Annotated in this window: 25 protein-coding genes, 1 tRNA gene and 1 pseudogene; 19 read left to right on the top strand and 8 right to left on the bottom strand. The window is 67.2% G+C overall.

The window, feature by feature from the left end:
- Positions 1-29: 29 nt before the first annotated feature.
- The 4 genes from G3N96_RS08980 (at position 30) to G3N96_RS08965 (ending at position 2,631) form a co-directional block, all read left to right on the top strand.
- Positions 30-935, top strand: coding sequence for a metal-dependent hydrolase (locus G3N96_RS08980; RefSeq protein ID WP_046548452.1), 906 nt, complete (start codon positions 30-32; stop codon positions 933-935).
- 78 nt (positions 936-1,013) lie between these two features.
- Entirely contained in the window at positions 1,014-1,301 is a 288-nt protein-coding gene (locus G3N96_RS08975; protein ID WP_011354315.1) for a hypothetical protein, read from the top strand.
- A gap of 251 nt (positions 1,302-1,552) precedes the next feature.
- Positions 1,553-1,930 (top strand): DUF2917 domain-containing protein, encoded by a 378-nt coding sequence (locus G3N96_RS08970; protein WP_206136982.1) that lies wholly within the window; start codon positions 1,553-1,555, stop codon positions 1,928-1,930.
- 326 nt (positions 1,931-2,256) lie between these two features.
- A complete protein-coding gene (locus tag G3N96_RS08965; RefSeq protein ID WP_206136981.1) occupies positions 2,257-2,631 on the top strand; it encodes a DUF2917 domain-containing protein in 375 nt (124 codons plus the stop codon).
- A gap of 160 nt (positions 2,632-2,791) precedes the next feature.
- Here the strand turns inward: G3N96_RS08965 and G3N96_RS08960 are convergent, their stop codons facing one another.
- Positions 2,792-3,070 carry a hypothetical protein gene (locus G3N96_RS08960; protein WP_011354312.1) on the bottom strand — a complete coding sequence of 93 codons (279 nt, stop codon included), beginning with the start codon at positions 3,068-3,070 and terminating at the stop codon, positions 2,792-2,794.
- Between the two features lie 786 nt (positions 3,071-3,856).
- Here G3N96_RS08960 and G3N96_RS08955 point away from each other — a divergent pair.
- Positions 3,857-5,158: an NCS2 family permease gene (locus tag G3N96_RS08955; RefSeq protein ID WP_089462214.1), complete on the top strand. Its 1,302-nt coding sequence runs from the start codon at positions 3,857-3,859 to the stop codon at positions 5,156-5,158.
- 247 nt (positions 5,159-5,405) lie between these two features.
- On the opposite strand, the gene G3N96_RS08950 is transcribed toward G3N96_RS08955, so the two are convergent.
- Both G3N96_RS08950 and G3N96_RS08945 read right to left on the bottom strand, forming a co-directional pair.
- Positions 5,406-5,696: a DUF1488 domain-containing protein gene (locus G3N96_RS08950; protein ID WP_039366385.1), complete on the bottom strand. Its 291-nt coding sequence runs from the start codon at positions 5,694-5,696 to the stop codon at positions 5,406-5,408.
- 239 nt (positions 5,697-5,935) lie between these two features.
- Entirely contained in the window at positions 5,936-6,211 is a 276-nt protein-coding gene (locus tag G3N96_RS08945; RefSeq protein WP_264163869.1) for a DUF2964 domain-containing protein, read from the bottom strand.
- Positions 6,212-6,597: 386 nt separating this feature from the next.
- Here G3N96_RS08945 and G3N96_RS08940 point away from each other — a divergent pair, with 386 nt between their 5' ends.
- The 8 genes from G3N96_RS08940 (at position 6,598) to G3N96_RS08905 (ending at position 12,042) form a co-directional block, all read left to right on the top strand.
- The gene (locus tag G3N96_RS08940; protein ID WP_206136980.1) at positions 6,598-8,502 is read left to right on the top strand and encodes a sigma-54-dependent Fis family transcriptional regulator; all 1,905 of its coding nucleotides are present in this window, start codon (positions 6,598-6,600) and stop codon (positions 8,500-8,502) included.
- A gap of 88 nt (positions 8,503-8,590) precedes the next feature.
- Positions 8,591-8,893: a 2Fe-2S iron-sulfur cluster-binding protein gene (locus G3N96_RS08935; RefSeq protein ID WP_124578406.1), complete on the top strand. Its 303-nt coding sequence runs from the start codon at positions 8,591-8,593 to the stop codon at positions 8,891-8,893.
- A 56-nt stretch (positions 8,894-8,949) separates the two neighbouring features.
- On the top strand, positions 8,950-9,444 hold the full coding sequence (locus G3N96_RS08930; protein ID WP_206136979.1) for an SRPBCC family protein: 495 nt from the start codon (positions 8,950-8,952) through the stop codon (positions 9,442-9,444).
- Positions 9,445-9,536: 92 nt separating this feature from the next.
- A complete protein-coding gene (locus G3N96_RS08925; protein ID WP_206136978.1) occupies positions 9,537-9,914 on the top strand; it encodes a DUF2946 domain-containing protein in 378 nt (125 codons plus the stop codon).
- Between the two features lie 302 nt (positions 9,915-10,216).
- Positions 10,217-10,582, top strand: coding sequence for a copper resistance protein CopC (locus tag G3N96_RS08920; protein ID WP_206136977.1), 366 nt, complete (start codon positions 10,217-10,219; stop codon positions 10,580-10,582).
- A gap of 79 nt (positions 10,583-10,661) precedes the next feature.
- Complete coding sequence (locus tag G3N96_RS08915; RefSeq protein WP_206136976.1) at positions 10,662-11,108, top strand: copper chaperone PCu(A)C; 447 nt, start codon at positions 10,662-10,664, stop codon at positions 11,106-11,108.
- Positions 11,109-11,139: 31 nt separating this feature from the next.
- Positions 11,140-11,313 (top strand): hypothetical protein, encoded by a 174-nt coding sequence (locus G3N96_RS08910; protein ID WP_175968951.1) that lies wholly within the window; start codon positions 11,140-11,142, stop codon positions 11,311-11,313.
- Positions 11,314-11,412: 99 nt separating this feature from the next.
- The gene (locus tag G3N96_RS08905; protein ID WP_206136975.1) at positions 11,413-12,042 is read left to right on the top strand and encodes a LysE family translocator; all 630 of its coding nucleotides are present in this window, start codon (positions 11,413-11,415) and stop codon (positions 12,040-12,042) included.
- Between the two features lie 15 nt (positions 12,043-12,057).
- Here the strand turns inward: G3N96_RS08905 and G3N96_RS08900 are convergent, their stop codons facing one another.
- Positions 12,058-13,383 carry a leucine-rich repeat-containing protein kinase family protein gene (locus tag G3N96_RS08900; protein WP_206136974.1) on the bottom strand — a complete coding sequence of 442 codons (1,326 nt, stop codon included), beginning with the start codon at positions 13,381-13,383 and terminating at the stop codon, positions 12,058-12,060.
- A gap of 141 nt (positions 13,384-13,524) precedes the next feature.
- Between G3N96_RS08900 and G3N96_RS08895 the strand changes: the two genes are divergently transcribed.
- Positions 13,525-13,609 (top strand) — tRNA-Leu (locus tag G3N96_RS08895).
- Positions 13,610-13,796: 187 nt separating this feature from the next.
- Here the strand turns inward: G3N96_RS08895 and G3N96_RS08890 are convergent.
- Positions 13,797-13,994 carry a hypothetical protein gene (locus tag G3N96_RS08890; RefSeq protein WP_206136989.1) on the bottom strand — a complete coding sequence of 66 codons (198 nt, stop codon included), beginning with the start codon at positions 13,992-13,994 and terminating at the stop codon, positions 13,797-13,799.
- Between G3N96_RS08890 and G3N96_RS08885 the strand changes: the two are divergent.
- Positions 13,920-14,084: pseudogene (locus tag G3N96_RS08885) on the top strand (salicylate biosynthesis isochorismate synthase); the annotation flags it as partial. The gene G3N96_RS08890 and the pseudogene G3N96_RS08885 overlap by 75 nt on opposite strands.
- A 25-nt stretch (positions 14,085-14,109) precedes the next feature.
- On the opposite strand, the gene G3N96_RS08880 reads toward G3N96_RS08885, so the two are convergent.
- Positions 14,110-14,994, bottom strand: coding sequence for a LysR family transcriptional regulator (locus G3N96_RS08880; RefSeq protein ID WP_206136973.1), 885 nt, complete (start codon positions 14,992-14,994; stop codon positions 14,110-14,112).
- A 76-nt stretch (positions 14,995-15,070) separates the two neighbouring features.
- On the opposite strand from G3N96_RS08880, the gene G3N96_RS08875 reads away from it, so the two are divergent.
- Positions 15,071-16,372, top strand: a complete 1,302-nt coding sequence (locus G3N96_RS08875) for an aspartate aminotransferase family protein (protein ID WP_206136972.1) — start codon at positions 15,071-15,073, stop codon at positions 16,370-16,372.
- A gap of 33 nt (positions 16,373-16,405) precedes the next feature.
- Here G3N96_RS08875 and G3N96_RS08870 read toward each other — a convergent pair whose 3' ends face one another.
- On the bottom strand, positions 16,406-17,155 hold the full coding sequence (locus G3N96_RS08870; RefSeq protein ID WP_206136971.1) for an SDR family oxidoreductase: 750 nt from the start codon (positions 17,153-17,155) through the stop codon (positions 16,406-16,408).
- 105 nt (positions 17,156-17,260) lie between these two features.
- Between G3N96_RS08870 and G3N96_RS08865 the strand changes: the two genes are divergently transcribed.
- The 3 genes from G3N96_RS08865 (at position 17,261) to G3N96_RS08855 (ending at position 19,558) form a co-directional block, all read left to right on the top strand.
- Positions 17,261-18,175, top strand: a complete 915-nt coding sequence (locus G3N96_RS08865; protein ID WP_206136970.1) for an AraC family transcriptional regulator — start codon at positions 17,261-17,263, stop codon at positions 18,173-18,175.
- Between the two features lie 73 nt (positions 18,176-18,248).
- Entirely contained in the window at positions 18,249-19,106 is an 858-nt protein-coding gene (locus G3N96_RS08860) for an AraC family transcriptional regulator (protein WP_206136969.1), read from the top strand.
- 44 nt (positions 19,107-19,150) lie between these two features.
- Positions 19,151-19,558, top strand: coding sequence for a DUF2000 domain-containing protein (locus tag G3N96_RS08855; protein WP_124578434.1), 408 nt, complete (start codon positions 19,151-19,153; stop codon positions 19,556-19,558).
- A gap of 192 nt (positions 19,559-19,750) precedes the next feature.
- On the opposite strand, the gene G3N96_RS08850 is transcribed toward G3N96_RS08855, so the two are convergent.
- The gene (locus tag G3N96_RS08850) at positions 19,751-20,101 is read right to left on the bottom strand and encodes a VOC family protein (protein WP_206136968.1); all 351 of its coding nucleotides are present in this window, start codon (positions 20,099-20,101) and stop codon (positions 19,751-19,753) included.
- Between the last annotated feature and the right edge of the window lie 61 nt (positions 20,102-20,162).

The following is a 20,162-nucleotide window of genomic DNA, read 5'->3' as shown; positions in this document are numbered from 1 at the left end:
GGCGCATCGCGCCGCACAGGGAGACAGACATGACCGATACCGCCGACTATCACAAGATCAAGGCCCGGCACGTGAAGTTCGACTTCAGCGACACGCCGATTACCTGGGTGCCGAACGACCCGGGCAGCACGCACATCATCAACACGCTGAATCTGCTGTTCCCGGAAGGCGAGCTGTGGTTCTGCCGCGTGTACAACAAGGCGCTGCCGCTGATCACCGATGCGCGCCTGCGCGACGAGGCCGAAGGTTTCCTGCGGCAGGAAGCGGTGCATTCGCGTTCGCACGGCGGCGTGCTCAAGCACTATTACGACCGGCACGGGATCGACACAAAACCGTTCACGCAGAAGCTCAATCGCCTCTTCACGCGCGTGCTCGGCGAACAGCCGCTCGGGCTGAAGATCGGCCACACGCGTTTCTGGCTGCGCCAGCAGCTTGCGGTGATCGCGTCGCTCGAGCATTTCTTCGGCTATCTCGGCAACTGGGTGCTCAACGCGCACGGGCTCGACGAAGGAAAAGCCGACCCGACGATGGTCGACCTGCTGCGCTGGCACGGCGCGGAGGAAGTCGAGCACCGCACGGTCGCGTTCGACATCTACCGGCACCTGGGCGGCACCTATCCGGAACGCTGCGTGCACATGGCGTTCGTGATCCTGCTGCTGCTCTACTACATCACGACCGGCGCGAAGTTCATGTACCGGCGCGACCCGGCCGCCGGCCGCTACCCGGGTTTCGTGCTCGCGTGGTGGCAAGGCTCGCGGCGCGGGCACCTGCCGTCGTTCTGGAAGGTGATCGGCGCGGCGCTGCGCTATTTCAAGCCGGGCTATACGCCGCACCACGAAGGCTCGACCGAACAGGCGCTCGCCTATCTCGCCCGCTCGCCGGCCGCGCAGGCGGCCGCGCACGGCGGCAACTGGGGCACGACGAAGGGCGCCTGAACGGGTTTCCTGCCGGCTCGGCGGGCGTCGTCCGCCGAAATGCGTACAATCGCGGCTTCATTTCCCGGAGGTGCCGCGATGGCCATGAAGAAAACCGATCTCGAAAAGAACAAGGCGCTCAAGCTGACGCACGCGCTGAAGCAATCCAGCTCCGCGCGTTTCGGCAAGGGTGCCGACGACGCAGCCAAGCTCGACCGCCGCGCGCAGCGTAAGCTCGACCAGGAACAGGGCCTCGTGCCGTTCGCCTGCAAGCTCAACGCCGATCTCGTCGAACAGCTCAAGGCGCGTGCGGCCACGCACCCGGAAGGGATGACGGGCCTGCTGTCCGAGCTGCTCGTGAACGGGCTCGCGCAACGCGACGCGTGACCGCCACGCATCTCGAAATATCCGTTGACATTGCTGCGCTGCCACGACACACTCGTTCGCATGCCTATGCTCAAGCCCGCCGCCATCGCGCATAAAAACCGAGTGAACGCCCACCCGTGGCGATCACCGGAGGCGCTTGTGCGTTAGCATCGAGATTCAGTTGCGCATGTCACAAGGCCTCGCCGGAAACGGATGAGGCCTTTTTGTTTTGGTGCGCGTCATCCCGCCCGGCTCAACGGATGGAGATGACGATGGACCAAGCAAGCCGGCTGGTTGTCTGCCCCGATCGGTGCCGCACCGATGCGATCGCATTGCCGCGGGTCGTGATGCAATTCACGGTCGCGCCGCGCAAGACGCTGACATGGTGCGCGCACAACGATGCCGAGATCCGCGTGCACGATGCGACGCTGTGGGTCACGCGGCTGGGCAGCGTCGACGATTACTGGATACGAACCGGCGACGTACTGCGCGTGCGGCGCGGCGATCGCATCTGGATGAGCACCGACGACGACCGCCCCGCCGAAGCATCGATCACGACCGCGTATGCGATGAGTCGCGGCGCGTGGCTCGCGCATGTGCTCGCACGAATGCGCAGCTTGCTAAGTGAGCGGTGTCGAAGTCGATCTTGACGAAAGCGCCGCTACGCAGTCGATGCGGGTACGCAGCGGCGTCACGCAATGCCAGGCGAGCACGTCGATGCATCACCCTCGCCTATCCCGAAAATTATCGTTGACAACGTCGTTCCACACAGACAAACTCGTTCGCATGCCTACATACACGCCCATCGCCGTCGCGATTCATTTCTCGATGAACATTCGAAAGAATGGTTCACGGGAGGCGCGTGTGCGTTAGCAGTCGAGCAGTACCGCATGTCACACAAGGCCTCACCGGAAACGGATGAGGCCTTTTTGTTCTGGTGCGCGTCATCCGTCCGGCTCACTGAATGGAGAAGACGATGGACCAGGCAAGCCCGCTGTTTGACCGTCCCGATCGGTGCCGCGCCGGCACGATCGCGTTACCGACTGTCGTGATCCGTTTCCCGGTCGCGCCGCGTACGACGCTGACGTGGCGCGCGCCGCGGGACGCGGAGCTCCGCGCGCATGGCGCGGCGCTGTGGGTCACGCGCCCGCCGTGCGTCGACGACTACTGGGTGCAGCCCGGCGACGTGCTGCGCATCGCACGCGGCGAGCGCATCTGGCTCGGCACCGACGCCGGCCGGTCGGCCGAAGCGACGCTCACGACCGCATACGTGCGTCGCGGCGAGCGCGTCAGGCGCATGCTCGCGCAAGTGCAACGTTTGCTCTTCGGGGCGGGGGGAACGAGTGGATGAGCGACGTGCCGTCAGGCACGCGGGACGCGGAACGGCCGCGACCGAAAACGGACGCACCCGCGGCGTAACGCGCCGCAGGTGCGCATCGAATGACGCGGCACGCCGGTGCGTGCCGCGACCGATCGCGCGCCGTGCGCAGCGACGGGATGCAGCAGGTGCATCAGGTGCTGGCGGCGAGACGCGGGCCCGTGCTTCGGGGAGTGGACTCGAGGTCGGGACGTTGCGCTGCCTGCGAGGTCACCCACGGATCGATGCCCTGCTTCTGCACCTCTTCCAGGAATGACACACGTGTGCGCCAGTAATCCGCTTGTAATTTCGCGTCGATGACGCGCTGTTCGGCAGCGAACAGTTCCATGCGCGCCGTCACGAGCATCGACGCAGCGGTTTTTTCCGGCGTGGGGGCGTGTCGCATCGCCCAACGGCTGATCCAGTTCAACATGCTGACCTCCGTGATTACGGACGAACCCGCATCGGGCAATCGCAAGCGGCCGTGCCTGCCCGAACACGCAACGGCCTTGACCGCACCTCACCGCCTGGCCTGCACGGACTGCGACTCCCCCGCGTCGGCAATTACCGGCCGGCGTGTGCATGCGCGGTGTATCTATCCTAGAAAGACTTGCCGGTTTATGCGATGGGGTCTTGCAATCTTTTACACAGAAACCACAGTCGCCCCCGCATCACGATATGACAGTTGCGGGCGGGACGGCTTCGGCGCACGATAGCCCGATATCTGCACCCGCCTGGACTGACGAATGGCCGCCGCACGCCGCTGCCGGGCATCCGTACCGGCCGCGCACGTGCGTTCGCGCGCACGCTGCCTGCCCCGCGTGCGTGCAGCATGCGGGCGCTCCGTTTCAGTCGGATGTCATCATCCCGCACCCACGCCGCGTGATCCACCGCGCGTGCCGTCCTGCACGCCGTTGCGCACGCATCGGCCGGCGTCGTTCGCGCTCCCGCTCCCGTTTCAGCCATTTCTTCCGGCCCGTTCCGCCCGAACCGGTAAAATGCGCGCCTTCGTCGCGCGCCCGGGCTGCCAGACCGTTCGCGCGCAGGCAGCCGATCGATCTTTCGATCGTGCCCTCCAACTATATCGTCCGAGCTATCCGCGCTATTACAATCCGCCGATAGCCGGGCAATAGTGGCTGGTTACAGTAAGCCGGCCGCGCTGCCTTTACAACAATTCGGCACAACAAGCAACACGACAACCGACCGGAGAAACGCCTTCATGGAATCCATCAAGCGGTATTTCGGCTTCGCTGAAGCCGGCACCGACTTCCGCACCGAAATACTCGCGGGCGTCACCACGTTCCTGACGATGGCCTACATCATCTTCGTCAACCCCGCGATCCTCGGCGACGCCGGCATGCCGAAGGAATCCGTGTTCGTCGCGACCTGCCTCGTCGCGGCGCTGGCGTCGCTCATCATGGGGCTGTACGCGAACTACCCGATCGCATGCGCGCCCGGCATGGGCCTGAACGCGTATTTCGCGTACACGGTCGTCAAGGGGATGGGCTTCACGTGGCAGGCGGCGCTCGGCGCGGTGTTCATCTCCGGCTGCCTGTTCCTGCTCGTCACGCTGTTCCGCGTGCGAGAGGCGATCGTCAACGGCATTCCGAAATCGCTGCGGATCTCGATCACCGCGGGTATCGGCCTGTTCCTCGGCATCATCTCGCTGAAGACGTCGGGTGTGATCGTCGGCAACCCGGCCACGCTCGTCACGCTGGGCGACCTGCACAAGCACGACACGATCCTCGCGATCGTCGGCTTCTTCACGATCGTCACGCTCGACCACCTGCGCGTGCGCGGCGCGATCCTGATCGGCATCATCGGCGTCACGGTCCTGTCGTTCTTCTTCGGTGACAACCAGTTCCACGGCGTGTTCTCCGCGCCGCCGTCGATCGACGCGACGCTGTTCAAGCTCGACATCGGCGCCGCGCTGTCGACCGGCATCATCAACGTGATCCTCGTGTTCTTCCTCGTCGAGCTGTTCGACGCGACGGGCACGTTGATGGGCGTCGCGAACCGCGCGGGCCTGCTCGTCGAAGGCAAGATGAACCGCCTGAACAAGGCGCTGCTCGCCGACAGCACGGCAATCGTCGCGGGCTCGGTGCTCGGCACGTCGTCGACCACCGCGTATATCGAAAGCGCGTCGGGCGTGCAGGCCGGCGGCCGCACGGGCGTGACGGCCATCACCGTCGCGGTGCTGTTCCTCGCGTGCCTGTTCATCGCGCCGCTCGCCGGCGTCGTGCCGGCCTACGCGACGGCACCGGCCCTGCTGTACGTGTCGTGCCTGATGCTGCGCGAGATGGTCGAGGTGCCGTGGGACGATGCCACGGAAGCCGTGCCGGCCGCGCTGACCGCACTGCTGATGCCGTTCACGTACTCGATCGCGAACGGCGTGGCATTCGGCTTCATCGCGTACGGCGGCCTTAAGCTGCTGACCGGCCAGGCCCGCTCGGTCAAGCCGATCGTGTGGCTCATCGCAGCCGTGTTCCTGTTCCGCTTCTTCTATCTCGGCAGCGAATGACGGCGGCGCTTCGGCGCGCGGCATGATGCACGATGAAAAAACGCCACCTGCGGGTGGCGTTTCTCGTTTTCACACGATTCTTCTGCGATCCTGACGAACCGACACGTACGGCCACGCCGATGGTCGGGCAATCCGGTGCGGCCCGCATACGAAAATGCCGCCCGGCCCCACCGAACGGCATTGCGTGAAAGGCAACGTCTGCGCGTGCGCAGCGTTCAGCGACGTGCGCCGCCGGACGAACGTCGTATCATCCGCGCCAGTTGGCCTCGTAGAAGCGGACGTAGCCGCTGCGCAGCGTCACGCACTGTGCGCGCGTCTCCGACAGCAGGCGTCGTGCAGCCGCCTCGATACGGTCGCGGTGCTGGTCGAATGCGCCGACCATGTCCTCGAAGCGCGGCGACGCCGCGCCGAAGTGATCTTCCAGCGCCTCGGCGGTGATCTGACATTGGACCCGCTCGCCATTGACCAACGCCGTGAACGCCAGCATCAGGTCGCGCCCCGAATACTCGGGCTTCTCGTTCGTGAAATGGATCTGCATGGGAGCCGCCTCGACCGGTAGAAAACGAATGACCGCGTCCGTCGTCCGCTACCGGCCGGACGAAGTGTACGCGGGCTCGCCGGCGGAGGCACCGCCCGCGGGGATAGGCGCGGACAATGCATGCCGGTTGATTTCCACTTTAGACGGTTTCGCGCAGGAGACAAATATTCCGCGTGCGTCGTTCCGACGCGCATTTCATCAGATCAGCGCGGCATCCGGCACCGTTTCGGAAACCGGCGTCAGTGAGGGTCGTTCGGCCAGACGTTGAGCGCGATGGCAGCCGTCGTGGCGCCCACCGCAATCGCGGCCGCCCCGTATCGCACCGCATCGGTCAGATCGAACAGCAGCCCGTGGATCGCCACGGCGATGCCGCCCAGCATGATGAAGGTGGCGATGGCCGCCAGCACGACTCTCAGTTCCGTCCGAACCATGATGCGTCTCCCGAACGGATGCATGTCGCGTCGCATGCATGTTGCAATGCGGAACACGGCGCGTGCGTGTTCCATTTCCATCATTGCAGGCGGGCATTTAAAAGCAAGGGGATTTTGTTCGCGGTCGCGCTTCGTACGCGGCGCTTGTATGATGATGCGTACCCGGATGGTTGCCGTTCGCACACCGATGGTGCGCCGCACGCGAAAGCGAGAATCCGTAGAGGATTACGGTGCGTGGGCGTGCGCCGGATCGGCCGATTTCGAGGAGCATGGGGCCTGAGTGAGTGTCGAAATGCTCACCGGGCTCGATCGCGAAGCATGGGACACGCAGTAAGGCCTGAAGCGCTAACTGCTGTCGACCGCGAAGCATGGGACAGCAGTAACCGCTAAAGCGCTAACTGCTGTCGACCGCGAAGCATGGGACAGCAGTAACCGCTAAAGCGCTAACTGCTGTCGACAGGAGACAAGTCATGCCGCAACCCTTCGTGCTGCCCGCCACCGCGGGTCGCACCGACCTGCTCGCGCAGGCGCATGCGCGTTCGACCGCGGTCGGCCTGCGCGCGCACGAACGCCCGGATTTCTCGCCGCTGTCGCGCCTCGCGCTACGTGAACTGCTCGACACGAATCACGCATTGTTCTCGCACGCGCGCCCGGTGATGGAGAACCTCCACGCGCAGATCGCCGACACGCAAAGCCTCGTGCTGCTGACCGACGCCGACGGCGTGATCCTGCACAGCATCGGCGACGCCGACTTCATCGAGAAAGCCAACCGCGTCGCACTGTGTACCGGCGTGTCGTGGGCGGAAGGCGCTCGCGGCACCAACGCGATCGGCACCGCGCTCGCATCGGGCCAGGCCGTCGCCGTGCATGGCTCCGAGCACTTCCTGCGCGCCAACCACATCCTCACCTGCTCGTGCGCGCCGATCTTCGACCCGTTCGGCCGCACGCTCGGCACGCTCGACGTCAGCGGCGACCCGCGCGGCTCGAGCCCGCATACACTGGCGCTCGTGAGGATGTCAGCGCAACTGATCGAGAACCACCTGTTCGCGAACCAGTGCGCGGAAGCGTTGCGGCTGCGCTTTCATGCACACGAGGAATGCGTCGATTCGCTGTTCGCCGGGCTCGTCGCCTTCGGCGCCGACGGCGGGCTGATCGCCGCGAACCGCAGCGCACAATTTCAGCTCGGCGCATCGTTCGACGCACTGCAACATCAGGCCAGCGACGCACTGTTCGGCATGCGCTTCAGCCAGCTCGCGCAGCAGGCGGCACGCGCACCCGGTGCGATGTTCCGCCTCACGCTGTCGACCGGCGTCCGCGTGCTGGCGCGCTGCGAATTCGCGGAAGCACACAAGACCACCGTCGCCGTCACGCCGCCCGCGCCCGCCGCACGGGTGCGCACGCCGGACCCCGACACGATCACGTTCGCGACGCTCGACACCGGCGACGCGCGCATGGCCGCCGTGCTCGAACGCGTCGCGAAGATTCGCGGGCGCGACCTGCCGCTGCTGATCCTCGGCCAGACCGGCACCGGCAAGGAGTGGCTCGCCCGTGCGCTGCACCAGGCATCGCCGCGCGCGGACGGCCCGTTCGTCGCGGTCAACTGCGCGGCGCTGCCCGATTCGCTGATCGAGGCCGAGCTGTTCGGTTACGAGGACGGCGCATTCACCGGCGCACGCAAACGCGGCAGCCCCGGCAAGATCGTGCAGGCCGACGGCGGCACGCTGTTTCTCGACGAAATCGGCGACATGCCGCTCGCGCAGCAAGTCAGGCTGATGCGCGTGCTGCAGGAACGCGCGGTGATGCCGCTCGGCGGTGCGCGCGCGGTGCCGGTCGACGTGCGGGTGGTCTGCGCGACCCATCGCGACCTGCGCGCGATGATCGCGGAAGGCACGTTCCGCGAAGACCTGTTCTACCGGATCAACGGGCTCGCGGTCACGCTGCCGGCGCTCGCCGCACGCACCGACCTGCCCGCGCTCGTCGAGCGGATTCTCGCGCGGCTCGCGCGCAGCGAACCGATGCCGCGCCGCATCGCGGCCGACGTGCTCGACGCGTTCACGCGCCACCGCTGGCCCGGCAACCTGCGCCAGATGACCAACGTGCTGCGCACGGCCGGCATGCTCGCCGAAGACGAAGCGGAAATCACGCTCGCCCATTTGCCCGACGATTTCTGGCTCGATTGCGACGACGCACCGGCGGCGCCCGCCACCGAGGCGCCGGCCGCATCGGCCGGCACGCGCGAGGGCACGACGCTGCAAAGCCACCAGGCCGCGGTGATCGACGCCGTGCTCGCGCGACATGGCGGCAACGTATCGGCGGCCGCGCGCGAGCTCGGTCTCGCCCGCAATACCGTGTACCGGCACCTGCGCCGGCATTGACGCCGGCCGCCGGCCGGCGCCGGCCGCCAGCACGTTCGGGTATGCTTGGCGCGTTGCCGCCGAACCGCCGCCCGCCTCTGCCTCCGCCATGACCGATCCGGAACACCTGCCCCTCGTGCGCATCGAGCCGCTCGGCGCGACCTTCGACGCGCCCGATTCGCTGACGCTGCTCGAAGCCGCCGCGTTCGCGCGCGTGTCGCTGCCACGCTCGTGCCGCAACGGCACGTGCCGAAGCTGCCTTTGCCGGATCGTCAGCGGCAGCGTACGCTACACGATCGAATGGCCGGGGCTGAGCCGCGAGGAAAAGGCCGACGGCTTTACGCTGCCGTGCGTGGCCGTCGCGACGTCGGACCTCGTGCTCGACGTGCCCGACGCGGTCATGCTCGACTAGACGCGGCGCGCTCGCGCGTGCCGTCCAGCGGAGGTTGATCCCGAGCGGAGAACGTCATGACCCAGCAAACCGATCGCATCGAAAAACAGGCCCAGCTCAACGCGTCGCCCGACCGGGTGTGGGAAGCCGTCAGCAATTCCGGCGAATTCGGCCTGTGGTTCGGCGTCACGTTCGACGGGCCGTTCGCGGCCGGCCAGCCGCTGTTCGGCCTCATCACGCCGACCCGCGTCGACGACGACGTCGCCAAGGCGCAAGAGCCCTACGCGGGCACTGTGTTCGAAATCGTCGTCGATCGACTCGAGCCGAAGCAACTGTTCTCGTTTCGCTGGCATCCGTTCGCGATCGACCCGAATTTCGATTACTCGTCCGAGCCGATGACGCTCGTCACGTTCACGCTCGCCGCACAGGCCGGCGGCACGCTGCTCACGGTCACCGAAACGGGCTTCGACCAGTTGATCGAAACGCGCCGCGCGAAGGCGCGCGAGATGAACGACCACGGCTGGGCCGCGCAGATGACGCTGATCACGAAATACCTGGCGAAACACGCGTAGCGCGCCGCCACGCCGCAGGTCCGGGCCGACATACGCATCGACGTGCGTGGCATAATCCGCTCCACCGTCGCCTGTACGTCACCGCGCATCGCATGCTGAGTCGTCGCCTCCGGAAGATCGGCAGTCTGATCGGGATGCTCGCCATCCTGATGACGGCGCTCGCGCCGACGATCTCGCAGGCACTGACGACGCAGCAGCGCGTCGAGACGCTGCTGGCCGGCTACTGCTCGGCCGCGCCGGCCATAGGCGAGCGCGCCGCCGATGCGTCGCGGAAGAGCCTGACGGCCCACCTCCAGGCATGCGGCTATTGCAGCCTGCTTGCTCACACACCTGCACTGCCGGCGCCCGAACTGACGTTCGCGGCCAACGTGCACGTCATTCAGCATCGCGAAGCGACCCGCTTCGACAGCCTGCGCCGCGCGCTGCCGCTCACGGCCGCGCAACCACGCGCCCCGCCGTTCTCGTCCTGATTCGTCGTCAATGCCCGTGATGCCCTAAGGCATTGCGTGGCCCGCACACGCCGCCGGCGTGCGCGACCTGTCACGTTTCGAAGGACGGTCATGTGTCACCGTCATGCGCGCGGCGTCGTGCCGTGCGTGCGGTTGGCTGCTTCCGGTTCGGACTGCCGCGCCGACATTCGCTCGCGGGCGAACGTCCGGTCGCGCACGTTCGCGCTGACGCCAACGGCCCTCGGTGCTGCTGCGAAGGAACGCGTGCATCCGTCCGTCGAATCCGTGTTGTTCCATCCGATTCGTCACTCGCACACTCGACCATGAAAACCTCCTCTTTCGTTCACGGCGCGCTTGCCGCCCTTGGCTTCGTCGCCATCCAGGCTGCCAACGCCCACGCGCTCCCGAAAACTCAGGAACCGGCTGCCGACGCCACGCTTTCGAGCGCGCCGCACGCGGTCACGATCGGCTTCCGCGAAGCGCTCGAGCCCGCTTTCAGCTCGATCGCCGTCACCGACAGCCACGGGCAATCGGTCGTCGACGGAAAATCGTCCGTCGATGCAGGCAACCGGAAGCGCATGCAGGTCGCGCTGACCCAGCTGACGGCCGGCACGTACACGGTCGCGTGGATCGCGGTGGCCAGCGACGGCCATCGCACGCAAGGCCATTACGCGTTCACGCTGAAATGAGGTCCGCGATGCGCACCGGCGATCCGCCCCGGCCGCGTCCCCCCTTATCCGCTGCATCTACCCATCAGGAGAACCAACCATGAAGCGCTCGATTCCGACTAGCCTGCTGTTCGCACTGCTGGCGCTGCAAGCCCCCGCCACGTTCGCCGCGCCGGCCGTGCAGGCAGAACACTGCTGGATTCGCGCGATGCCGGCAACCGTGCCGTCGTCCGGCTACTTCACGCTGAAGAACGACGGCGACGCGCCAATCACGCTGACCGGCCTCGACTCGCCGGCGTACGGGATGGCGATGCTGCATGAAACGCAGACGAGCGGCAGCACCGCGAAGATGGTCCATGTCGACGCCGTCGAAGTGCCCGCGCATGGCACGGTGACCTTCAAGCCGAAGAGCTATCACGTGATGCTGGAGCAACCGCGCCAGGCCGTCGCGCCCGGTGCGAAGGTACCGTTCCGGCTGCATTTCGCAGACGGCTCGACGGTGTCCGTGACCTGCGACGCCAAGGCGCCGACCTACGCCGGCCAGTAACGACTACCGCCCCCGATCGAAGGAGATGCACATGAAACATCGCCTGCCGCTGGCCGACCTGATCGTCCGCTACCGGACGCCGCTGAACGTCGCCGTGCTGATCGTCTGCGGGATATGGGCCGGGTGGATCGCGTGGATGACGCGGCCCGCCGCGATCGACACACCGCCGTCGATCCCGGCGTACTGCATGCGCGACGCGAGCTGACGCACCGCGACGGCGCGGTTCCGGCGCGAGCCTGCGCCCATTATTGGCGTGGCATCATCGCTTCATCCCGACCGCCGGAACCGCCTCTCGGAGCGCCGCATGTCCATTCAGACCTGGATGCTGTTTGCCGCAGCCTATCTCGCCACGACGCTGTCGCCGGGGCCGAACGTGCTGCTCGTCATCCGCAACACGGTGCGCTACGGCACGCACGGCACGGCCGCGACGATCGCGGGCAACCTCGTCGCGCAAGGGGTGGTCGTGGTACTCGTCGCGCTCGGCGTCGGCGCGGTGCTGGCCGCGATGCCGCCGCTGTTCGTCGCGATGAAGGTGGTCGGCGCCGCGTACCTGATCTTCCTGGGTACCCGGCAACTGCGCGGCGACCGCAAGACCGCCGCTTCGACCGGGGCGGAGGAGATCGCCGCGCCCGACCGCGGGAAACTGTTCCGCGAAGCGCTGTTCGTATCGGGCAGCAATCCGAAGACGATGATCTTCCTGTCGGCATTCATGCCCCAGTTCATCGTGCACGAGCGCCCGCTCGCGCTGCAGTTCGTCGTGATGTACGCGACGATCGCGTGCACGGTGGTGATCGTTCACAGCGTCTATTCGGCCGGTGTGCGCCGATTCCATCGCGGCTTCGGCATGAGCCGCTCGGTGCGTGCGCTCAAGCGCGCCAGCGGGCTGCTGTTCGTCGGGCTGGGGATCAGGCTGCTGACTGCGCGTCAGGCCTGAGCCGACGCACACCCGTCAGCGCGTGTGTGCGGCCAGCTCGGACGCGATCTCGCCGAACGACGGCCGCGCATCGACGTCTTCATTCAGGCAGGCCACCGCGAGCGCATCGAGCGCGTTTCGGCCGGCCCACGTGCCCGGCTCGCATCGCTCGAGCAACTCGCCGAGCAGATGGCCGAACGCCCGTACCTCGATCCGTTCGAACGCCATAGCGCGTGTGCAATCGTCCACGCCATAGAGCGACGCCGCGCCGAAATCCCCGAGCAGCGCGCCGCCTTCGCCATCGTGCAGGATGTTGTGCGCGTACAGGTCGCCATGCATGATGCCGCGGGCGTGCAGATGGCCCGCGACCGACGCGATGCCATGCGCGATCCGCACCGCTGCGGCCGGCTCGAATCGCGCGTCGGCCGCATACACGTCGCGCGTGCAGGTCGCGAAGCTCGGCGGCCCGGCGAGGTTCGTGAGCGCGGGATCGACCAGTTCCATCACGAGGCCGTGCGTGCCGTCCGGATGCCCGCTCACCTTGCCGATCACCGGGATCATGTTCGGGTGGCGGCCGGCGTGCAGGCACGCGGCCATTTCGCAATCCGGCAGGCCGTCGCTCGTCACCGCGCCCTTGAACAGCTTGACCGCGACCGCCCGTGGCGGATGCCCGTCCGCGCGCCATTGAGCGCGGTAAATGACGCCCGACGCACCCTCACCCAGCTTCTGCTCGCAGGCCAGCGATGCCCAGTCGACGTTCGCGACCTCGGGCCCGGCCGACGCCGCGGCTTCCGGCGCGGCGCCGAACGGGTTGCCTGCGGTGGCGAGCCACGCAAGGCGCGGCAGGCGCAGCAGCCAGTCGGGCAGTGCGTCCAGCCGGTTCGCGGACAGGCGAACCAGTTCGAGCGCGCGGCATGCGGCCATCTCCGCCGGCAGCGCGCGCAGCCGGTTGCCCGCGAGCATCAGCTTCTGCAGCCGCGAGCAATCGCCGATATCGGCCGGCAATGCGTCGATTGCGTTGTCGGTGAGGATCAGCCAGCGCAGCGCGCGCGGCAGCGATCCACTCGGCACCGTTTGAATCCGGTTCGCCTTGAAGCCGATCATGTCGAGCTGCCCACACTCGCCGAGCACGGCGGGGAACGCGGTGAAGCGGTTGCCGGACGCGAACAGGATGCGCAGGCGGTGCAGCCGCGGCAGGTCGTCCGGCAGCGCGGAGAGCGCATTGCCGGTCAGGTCGAGCACTTCGAGCGTGTCGGCCAGATCGAAGATCTCGCGCGGGAATTCCGTCAACCCGCATGCGAGCTTGAGTTGCCGTGCGCCGGCGAGCTGGCCGGCCTGCAGTTGTTCGAGGGTGTGTGTCACGCGAAGAAAACGGGTGGCGGTTGCGACGATCGTCGGGTCGATCGCCCGAATTCTACCGGGATCGCCTGCGCGCATCCCTTCAATGTGTCACACCCCCTTCACAAACGCGCAACGTCGCGCTAGAATTGCGCCCCTTGCAGTGCCGACGTGGTGAAATTGGTAGACACGCTATCTTGAGGGGGTAGTGGCGAAAGCTGTGCGAGTTCGAGTCTCGCCGTCGGCACCAGGTTTTCTTCTCTCGTCGTTGCGCGACATGCGACAACCGCATTCCGGCAACGATCGACGATCATCCCGCGCAATCGCGCACCGCTGTTTTCGATCCCCCATCAGGCTGCAACCGGGCACCACCGTGCTGCGAAATCGCGTGCTCCCGACTGTCACGGACAGCCGGAATCGTACGCACGCCACGTCACTCACGACGCCAGCGCATCATCCCCCTTCACCGCATACGCCGCCTCCCGCCGCCGCAACCGCATCGCGATCAGCTCGGCGAGATCGCGCGTGCTCTGCACGGCCGTCACGTCGGTGCCGGCACGGGCTGCGGCATCGTCGCCGATTCCGAGCCGGCCAACGAATATCAGGAGACCGAACTCAAGTTGTCGGGCATGCAAGCGGCGATCCGCGTGCGCGATGCGGCGGCGGATGCGGATGCCGACGCACGCGGCTCGGCAAAAGTGTCGGCCTCGACGACGGTCGAGTGATACTGCGTCGCGCAGGCCGCGCGCATCACAACAGCGGCAGCGTGAGCCGGATGTGCTCGGCGAACGCCGCCGTCAGATGCGACGGCCGCTTGCGATCGAACTTCAGCGTAATGCCCACGGCCGGCAACGGCGGCAGGCGCGGATCGCCGGTGACGATCGCCAGATCCGCCGGCACCGCCGTCTGCGTCATCACCGCGAACGCCTGCCCCGAACGCACCAGCGCGATCAGCCCCGCGAGACTGCTGCTCGCATACGCGACGCGGTAATCGCGGCCCGCACGATCCAGCACCTCGCAGGCCGCGAGGTGATCGAGCGTGTCGCGATCGGACAGCGCCAGCGGCAACGGATCGAAATGCGCGGGCTCCAGCCCCGGATAGCCGATCCAGACCAGTTGCTCGCGACGAATGATGTCGTCGTTCGCGCCATCGTCCGGCAATGAAATCATCGCCAGATCGACCGCGCGTTTGTCCAGCTGCTCGATGAGCCGCGGCGTCGGCCCGCACACGACCTCGACGATCGCCTGCGGATGCTGGCTCGAAAACTGCCGCAGCAACGGCGGCAGCCAGACCTCCGCGTAATCGTCCGGGCAGCCGAAGCGGATCGTCCCCGACAACCCCGTGCCGCACAGGTCGGCCATCGCCTCGTCGTGCAGCCGCAGGATGCGCTGCGCGTGCAGCAGCAGCCGCTCGCCCGGATGGGTCAGCACCACGCCGCGCCCGGTACGCTGGAACAGCGGCTGGTCGACGGCCTCCTCGAGCCGCTTCATCTGCTGGCTGAGCGCGGACTGGGTCCGGCCGACGCGCGCGGCCGCGCGGCTCAGCGCGCGCATCTCGGCAATCACGACGAACGAGCGCAGCAGGTCGATTTCGAGCGAAAGTCCCACGGTATTAGCCCCTTTTCTACCTTGCATTAGAACTATTCGTTTCCATCAAACCAGACGCGCGCCTAGACTGCAAGCGCCCCCCGCCCCTTCCTGGAGACGCCCGATGTCCCTGAACGATGACCCGACCTTCTGGCGCAACGCCACGCAGCACCTGGTCCGCTACGGCGGCACGTTCGAGCCGATGATCATCGAGCGCGCGCAAGGCAGCTTCGTGTACGACGCGGACGGCCGCGCGATCCTCGATTTCACGTCGGGCCAGATGAGCGCGGTGCTCGGCCACAGCCATCCGGAGATCGTGTCCGTGATCGGCGAATACGCGGGCAAGCTCGACCACCTGTTCAGCGGGATGCTGTCGCGGCCGGTCGTCGACCTCGCGACGCGCCTCGCCGACGTCACGCCCGCCGGGCTCGATCGCGCGCTGTTGCTCAGCACCGGCGCGGAATCGAACGAAGCGGCGATCCGGATGGCGAAGCTCGTCACCGGCAAGTACGAGATCGTCGGCTTCGCGCAGTCGTGGCACGGGATGACCGGCGCGGCCGCGTCGGCCACGTACAGCGCCGGCCGCAAGGGCGTCGGCCCGGCCGCCGTCGGCTCGTTCGCGATTCCGGCGCCGTTCACCTACCGGCCGCGCTTCGAGCGCCACGGCGCCTACGACTACCTCGCCGAACTCGACTACGCGTTCGACCTGATCGATCGCCAGTCGAGCGGCAACCTCGCGGCGTTCATCGCGGAGCCGATCCTCAGCTCGGGCGGGATCATCGAGCTGCCGGAAGGGTATATGGCGGCGCTCAAGCGCAAGTGCGAGGAGCGCGGGATGCTGCTGATCCTCGACGAGGCGCAAACGGGTGTCGGCCGCACCGGCACGATGTTCGCGTGCCAGCGCGACGGCGTGACGCCCGACATCCTGACGCTGTCGAAGACGCTCGGCGCCGGGCTGCCGCTCGCGGCGATGGTGACGTCCGCGGCAATCGAGGAACGCGCGCACGAACTCGGCTACCTGTTCTACACGACGCACGTGTCGGACCCGCTGCCGGCGGCCGTCGGCCTGCGCGTGCTGGACGTCGTGCAGCGCGACGGGCTCGTCGAGCGGGCGAACGTGATGGGTGACCGGCTCCGGCGCGGCCTGCTCGACCTGATGGAACGCTTCGACTGCATCGGCGACGTACGCGGACGCGGGCTGCTGCTCGGCGTCGAGATCGTCAAGGATCGCCGCACGAAGGAACCGGCGGACGGGCTCGGCGCGAAGATCACGCGCGAATGCATGAATCTCGGGCTCAGCATGAACATCGTGCAGTTGCCGGGCATGGGCGGCGTGTTCCGGATCGCGCCGCCGCTGACCGTCAGCGAGGAAGAGATCGACCTCGGCCTGTCGCTGCTGGAACAGGCGATCGAACGCGCGTCGTAACCGCCCTTCCCCCCGCCGCGCAAGCGCGATCGATCAGCCCGCTTCCGCCGCCCACGCGACGGCATCGGCGCCGGCCGGCATGCGCATCGGGCTCGACGGATCGGTCGCCGCACGCCACACCGCTTCGGCGACGTCCTGCGCATGGGTGACCGGCGCGGATTCGTCGACGATGCGCGCAAAGACCGCCGCGGCAAATTCCGCATAAGCCTCGTGCTCGAAGCCGTGCATGTGCGCGCGCGCGTTGTCGGCGAAACGCGTGTCGGGCGCACGCCCCGGCAGCACGAGATGCGCACGCACGCCGAACGGCGCGAGTTCGAGCGCCATCGATTCGGTGTACGCATTGACCGCCGCCTTGCTGGCGCGATACGCGGCGAGCAGCGGCAGCACCTTCAGCGTGACGCTCGACGTGACGTTCACGACGACGCCGGCCCCACGCCGGCGCAACTGCGGCAGCACGGCTTCCGTCACCGCGATCGTGCCGATCGTGTTGGTCTCGAACAGCGCGCGCACGGTGTCGATCGGCATCAGTTCGGCCGGTGCGGCCGCGCCGAAACCCGCATTGTTGACGAGCACGTCGATCGGGCCGGCGGCGTCGATCGCCGCGCGGATGCTGTCGGGATTCGTGACATCGAGCGCCAGCACGCGCAGGTTCGGCGACGGCGGCAGCACGTCCTCGCGCGGCGTACGCATCGTCGCGACGACCTGCCAGTCGCGGGCCAGGAAATAGCGGGCAATCTCGAGGCCGAAGCCGGAGGAACAGCCGGTGATCAATACGGTCTTCATGCGAACTCACTCCTGTGACGTGTTGAGCATGTGTCCGTACGATAGATGGCCGGATCCGTATTCGCTACAATCTAAAATCCGATTTTCATTTGCGAGAGTCCGGCGATGATCGATCCGTTAGCCGAGGTCGTGACGCTGTTGCAGCCGAGCACGCGGTATTCCAAGCTGGTTCACGGCGCGAGCCCCTGGCGCATCAGCCGGACGGTCGCCGGCGAGCCGTTCTATTGCGCGGTCCTGGATGGCGGATGCCGCGTCGCGATCGACGGACATCCGCCGATCGATCTGCTGCCCGGCGATTTCGTGTTGATTCCGGCTGCCTACGGCGTCTCGATATCCAGCGTCGAACTGCCGCCGCCGGGTGTCGAAACGGCGGCCCCGGTCGTGCTCGACAACGGCGAATACCGGATCGGCGACGCGGACCGCCCGGTCGACACGCGCATGATGGCCGGCCATTGCAGCTTCAGTTCGCCCGACGCTGCGCTGCTGGTGTCGCTGCTGCCGCAATACGTGCACGTGCGCGGCGAGCCGCGCCTGACCACGCTCGTGCAACTGGTGCGGGACGAATCGCGTGCGCAGCGGCCCGCGCGCGAACTCGTGCTGTCGCGTCTCGTGGAAGTGCTGCTGATCGAGGCATTGCGATTCTCGGCCGGCACGGATGCGTCGCCCGGCCTCGTGCGCGGGCTCGCCGACAGCCGGCTGGCCGCCGCACTCCGTCGGATGCACGAACGCCCCGCGCATCCGTGGACGATCGTCGAGCTGGCGAAGGAAGCGGCGCTGTCGCGCTCGACCTTCTTCGAACGCTTCAGCCGCGCGGTCGGCGTCGCGCCGATGGAATACCTGCTCACGTGGCGCATGGCGCTCGCGAAAAACCTGCTCCGTCGCGACGAGGGCCGCATCGCGGAGATCGCCGGGCGCGTCGGCTACAGTTCCGCGAGCACCTTCAGCGTCGCGTTCACGCGCCACGTCGGCCGCCCGCCCGCGCAATATGCGCGCGACGAACGCGCAGCGAGCGACGAATGATCCGCGTCCGCCACCGCCCTCCCGCGACCCGCGGTCACGCTCCGTCATGCGACGATAACGCACGAGGCACTCGATGACGACCACGGCAAAGGACGCCGGCGCACCCGACCACTGGCTCGTCGCGCGGCGCGATGCGGAAACCGGCATCGAAAGCCTGCATGCGCATTTCAACGGCCATGCCTACGATGCGCACGATCACGACGACATGCTGGTCGGCTTCACCGAACAGGGCGTACAGCAATTCCAGTGCCACCGGTCGGTGCATACGAGCGTGCCGGGCCGCGCGATCCTGATCGAACCGGGCGCGCTGCACGACGGCCACGCGCCCGAAGCCGGCGGCTTCACCTACGGGATGCTGTACCTGCCGCAAGCGTGGGTCGAGCGCGCGGCACGCCGGCTGGACCTGCCGGGCCTCGGCGGCGTCGAGGCGTCGTTCGGCCATACGCTCGTCGACGATCGCGGCCTCGTCGACGCGATCCGCCAGGCGTTTCTCGCGATCCACGGCAACGAAGGCAAGCTCGCGCGCGACCAGACGCTCGACCGCCTGCTGATCCGGCTCGGCGGTGAACTGCGCGGCCCGCTCGTGCTGGAAAGCGCCGTCGTGCCGCCCGCGATCGCACGCGTGCGCGATCTGCTGCATGAACACATGGACGGCAACATCGGGCTCGACGAACTCGCGCATGTCGCCGGGATCGACCGGTTCCGGCTGACGCGGCTGTTCCAGCGTGCGTTCGGCACGTCGCCGCACGCGTACCTGGTGCGCTTGCGGCTGCGTGCCGCGCGCCGGCTGCTGGCGGCCGGCCGCACGCCCGCACAAGCCGCCGCGGACGTCGGCTTCGCCGACCAGAGCCACCTGGGCCGCTGGTTCCGCCGCGCGTACCGGATCACGCCGGCCGCTTACCGGCAACTCTGCACAAACGTTCCAGACTGATCGCGCGCGGCAGCCGATCATGAGCGTCTCTATAAGGAGCACTCATGTTCGATACCAAGGTAGCGCTGATCGTGCGCGACGATCTCGCGGCGTGGCAAAAACTCAATGTCGTCGCGTTTCTCGCGACGGGCGTCGCGGCCGAAGCACCCGAAGCGCTCGGCGAGCCTTACGAGGATGCGGCGGGACGCCGCTACGGCCGCATGCTGGGCCAGCCGATGCTGGTGTTCTCGGCCGACCTGAACGGCCTGCAGGCCGCACACCGGCAGGCGCTGTCGCGCGAGCTCACGATCGTGCCCTACGTGCACGCGATGTTTTCGACCGGGCACGACGCGGCCAACCGCGACGTGTTTCGCGCCGGCGATGCGGAGAATCTCGACTTCGTCGGGCTGGCGCTGCACGGGCCGAAGAAGGCAGTCGACAAGGCGGTGAAGGGGTTGGCGTTGCATGCGTGATGCACCAGCGCTCCGGCTACCCGATACAGCCCGCGTTGCCGATTTTGTCCCGATTCGGACGAATCGCCCGGATGTAGCGCATTTCGCTACGATCGAAGCCGATTGGGCTACACATTGACTTCGCTCGGTACGCCCTCCGTCATGCCCAGGCATGACCGGGCACGACGCGGCCCGCCGCGATGTATTTCGGAATCAGCGATGCGCAAGTACGTTGACCAGCTTGCCGAACGGATCGCGCACATAGAACCGCCGCACGCCCCACGGCTCGTCAGCCGGGCCGTACTCGACCGGAATCCCGGCCGCAAGCACGCGTGCGAGCGCTTCATCGACGTCGTCGACCTCGATCGACAGATCGGGCGTCGGCGTGCCCGATCCGCCCTGCGATGCGAAGCTGATCTGCACGTCCATCTGCTCGGCATTGCCGTAGGTCGCGATCCAGCCGTGGTCCATCAGCAGGTCGAGGCCGAAGATCCGTTGGTAGAAGCGCTTTGCGTCGTCGACTGACCGGGCGTCGACATTGGCGACGATCCGTTTGACTTTCATCGGGTTCCTTCGCGGAGCATGACCGTACCGCGACGCTACACCGGAACCGCGCGCGCAACCA

This window comes from Burkholderia sp. Se-20373 (genome assembly GCF_017104705.1).
In the GTDB taxonomy this organism is placed as follows: domain Bacteria; phylum Pseudomonadota; class Gammaproteobacteria; order Burkholderiales; family Burkholderiaceae; genus Burkholderia.
Note: the sequence above shows the minus strand (reverse complement) of the source record. Positions and strands in the feature narration are given on the sequence as shown.